Annotated in this window: 2 protein-coding genes; one reads left to right on the top strand and one right to left on the bottom strand. The window is 73.8% G+C overall.

Features of this window, described 5'->3' with window-relative positions; translation table 11 throughout:
• The first annotated feature begins 49 nt into the window (after positions 1–49).
• Positions 50–277: a hypothetical protein gene (locus DJ73_RS18380; RefSeq protein ID WP_094525622.1), complete on the top strand. Its 228-nt coding sequence runs from the start codon at positions 50–52 to the stop codon at positions 275–277.
• Positions 278–308: 31 nt separating this feature from the next.
• Here DJ73_RS18380 and surE read toward each other — a convergent pair.
• A partial coding sequence (gene surE, locus DJ73_RS18385) for a 5'/3'-nucleotidase SurE (RefSeq protein ID WP_094558696.1) occupies positions 309–1151 on the bottom strand: 843 nt, incomplete at its 5' end.

A 1151-nucleotide genomic window follows, 5' to 3' on the forward strand; every position in this document is an offset into this window, starting at 1 on the left:
TACCACGCCGATCCCTCCGGCCGGCGGAGGGATCGGCGTGGTAGGACCCATGTCGGACGCGGAGCGCGACGCGGGGAACCGGAAGATCAAGGTCGGATTCCTGGTGCTCGTCGCCGTCTCGCCGCCGCTCATCGCCCTCCAGTGGAACCCGACGCCGCTGGAACTGCTCGCCGCCCTCGGCGGCGGGGTCCTGTTGGGAGTGCTGCTCGTGTGGTACCTCGGCCGGCTCGCCGACCAGTTCACGGGCGGCTCGCGGCGGCCGGGACGGCGGCGGTAGAAACAGACAGCCCCCGGGACCGCGTCAGACCTCAGTCCCCGTCCGGTCGCGCGGACGGCTCGGCGCCGACGGCGACGACCTCGCCCGCGCGGTCGACGGCGACGGACCGCGACGACGACAGCGGCGAGACGCTCACCTCGCCCTCCACCGCCGCGAGCCGGTCCGATCCCGGATCGTCGGCGACGTCGCCGCGGAGGAACTCTCGCCAGAAGCGGTCGCGGAGCTCCATCCCCATCTCGCCGCGCCGCTCGCCGAACTCCCACCCCTCGGGGACGTTCTCGTCTTCCGGCCCCTCCTCGCCCGGTCGGAACTCGATCACGTCGAAGCCGCGCGCGGGCTCCGTCAGCCGGTAGGTCGGGTCGGCGGCGGCCTCGTCGTCCGCGGCCGGCGCGTTGACGTTCAGCACGTCGGCGCCGAACGGGAGCGCCGCTCCGGTCCCGTCTCGGTCGCTCCCGTCGAACTCCGTGCGGTCGAGCAGGTCGAGCACCGCGTCGGCGGCGAGCGCGAAGTCGTCGGCGTCCAGGGTCGGCGGCACGGGGAGGTTCCCCCGGTCGTACAGCGAGACGGCGATCGCTGGCGTGCCGAGGAAGGCGGCCTCCATCGCGGCGCCGACCGTCCCGGACTGCCCGAGGATGTGCGCGCCGATGTTCGGCCCGTGGTTGCAGCCGGAGACGACGACGTCGGGGTCGAGCCCGAGCGCCACCTCGGCGACGGCGACGCAGTCGGCGGGCGTCCCCTCCACCGCGTAGCCGGCGTCCTTCTCCGCGTATTCAACGGTGGTCTCCCACCACGAGCGAGTGCCGCCGACCCCGGACTGGTTCTGCTTCGGCGCGACGACCGTCACGTCGTACTCGCGCGAGAGCGCGTCCGAGAG

This window comes from Halorubrum sp. Ea1, assembly GCF_002252965.1.
GTDB lineage: Archaea > Halobacteriota > Halobacteria > Halobacteriales > Haloferacaceae > Halorubrum.

Excerpts from the sequence above, each read along its gene's own strand:
- DJ73_RS18380 (WP_094525622.1), top strand. The coding sequence starts at position 50 with ATGTCGGACGCGGAGCGCGACGCGGGGAACCGGAAGATCAAGGTCGGA.